2 protein-coding genes are annotated in these 1,798 nt (G+C 67.7%); one reads left to right on the forward strand and one right to left on the reverse strand.

Annotated features, from left to right (window positions below; genetic code table 11):
- Positions 1 to 65: 65 nt before the first annotated feature.
- The gene (locus ACT6Y9_RS10760; RefSeq protein WP_443744527.1) at positions 66 to 548 is read right to left on the reverse strand and encodes a NirD/YgiW/YdeI family stress tolerance protein; all 483 of its coding nucleotides are present in this window, start codon (positions 546 to 548) and stop codon (positions 66 to 68) included.
- A 360-nt stretch (positions 549 to 908) separates the two neighbouring features.
- Here ACT6Y9_RS10760 and map point away from each other — a divergent pair, with 360 nt between their 5' ends.
- Positions 909 to 1,736, forward strand: a complete 828-nt coding sequence (map, locus tag ACT6Y9_RS10765; RefSeq protein WP_295479710.1) for a type I methionyl aminopeptidase — start codon at positions 909 to 911, stop codon at positions 1,734 to 1,736.
- Positions 1,737 to 1,798: the final 62 nt, after the last annotated feature.

The raw sequence follows: 1,798 nt of genomic DNA on the forward strand, positions 1-1,798 counted from the left end.
GGCGTTTTCCTTCATGCGTCCCCCAGGCCCGGCGCAGTCACGTCGGGCGAGGGAGGCCGGGCTCATCACTTGCCGGCGGGCTTCCCGGCCGGCACCGGACGGGCGGAGCGCACGTCGAGCTTGGTGCGGTTCCAGTCGCGGTCCACTTCGGCGCGGATCTCCATCAGTTCGCCGCGGCGGACCATCGACCAGTCGCGGTCGTGATCGAGCTCGGCCGTGATGGCGTCGCCCTTCTCGTCCTCGAACTCGTACTTGTCGCCCTTCAGGTGCGCCGTGAAGCGCCCGCGCAGGCGGACCACCTGGTCGTCGGCGCCGTTCTTGAAGACCCAGTCCACGGTGACGAACTTCTGGCTGCCGAAGCCCTGGGGCGCGCGGGCGTCGGCGGATTCGTCGTGCCCAAACCCCTGCGGGGCGCGGTCGGCGGCCGTCGCTGCGGCCGGTGCGGCGAAGCCTTCGGTGCCCGCGGCCTGAACGCCGCCCGCAGCGGCGAGCGCGAGCGCGGCGATGGAGGCGAGGGCGGCCATGCGGATCTTGTTGGTGCGGGTCATGATTGAGCTCTCCTTTGAGGGCGTCCGTCCTTCGCCGCGGCTGCGGCGGGCGGGTTGAGGCGCCTCAATGCTGAATAATCCTTCTTCGGACGGGAGGACCTTCCTCAGGGCCTCCATTCGTCCTTCTTCATGAGACCAATCTACGTGCCGCCCATTAGCGAAGAATGAGTTTTCGGTTAGCTGATCCTTAGCGAAGAAGAAAGCGGCGCCGCGCGATTAAAATCAGGCTCAGCCGCGCGGCGCATCCGATTCAGAATTCTGCCGCGCACGGAACCGGAGGCCGCCCGCCGCGTCTGCTGCGCATCTCCGCCCGACCGGGCCGCCTTCCACCCCGAACTTCTTTTACTGAAAAGAACAGCAATGCCCATCTCCATCAAGACTCCCGAGGACATCGCCGGCCTGCGCATCGCCGGCCGCCTCGCCGCGGAGCTTCTCGACTACCTCACGCCCTTCGTCAAGCCCGGCGTCTCGACGGGCGAGCTCGACCGGCTCGCCTACGACTACACCGTGAACGTGCAGAAGTGCATCCCGGCCTGCCTCGGCTACACGCCCCCGGGAATGACGCCCTATCCGGCCACCACCTGCATCTCGATCAACCACGTCGTCTGCCACGGCATTCCTTCGGACAAGAAGAAGCTCAAGGCGGGCGACATCGTCAACATCGACGTGACGAGCATCAAGGACGGCTATCACGGCGACACCTCGCGCATGTTCATCGTCGGCAAGCCCACGATCGCCGGCCGCCACATGGTGGACGCGGCCTTCGGCACGATGTGGGCCGGCATCGACGCGGTGCGCCCGGGCGGGTGCTTCAACGACATCGGCCGCGCCTGCCAGGCCTACGCCGACGCCCACGGCGTCTCGGTCGTGCGCGACTACGGCGGCCACGGCATCGGCAAGGGCTTCCACGAGGAGCCCCACGTCAACCACTTCCCTGTCAACACCCCGACGGCGACCTTCAAGCCCGGCATGGTCTTCACGGTCGAGCCGATGGTGAACGCCGGCCGCTACGGCGTCACCATCCTCGGCGATGGCTGGACGGTGGTCACCAAGGACCACTCGCTCTCCGCGCAGTGGGAGCACATGGTGCTCGTCACCGAAACGGGCTACGACGTCCTCACGGTGAGCAAGGGCACGCAGGCGCCGCCCGACTTCGTGAAGGGCTGGAAGCTCCCCGAGAACCTCTGATCCCGCAGACGCCGCCCGCACTTCCCGCGGACGGCCCTCCAGAAGGGGCGGCCCTCCGGCCG

It is taken from the genome of Sutterella sp., assembly GCF_052272535.1.
Taxonomy (GTDB): Bacteria; Pseudomonadota; Gammaproteobacteria; order Burkholderiales; family Burkholderiaceae_F; genus Sutterella.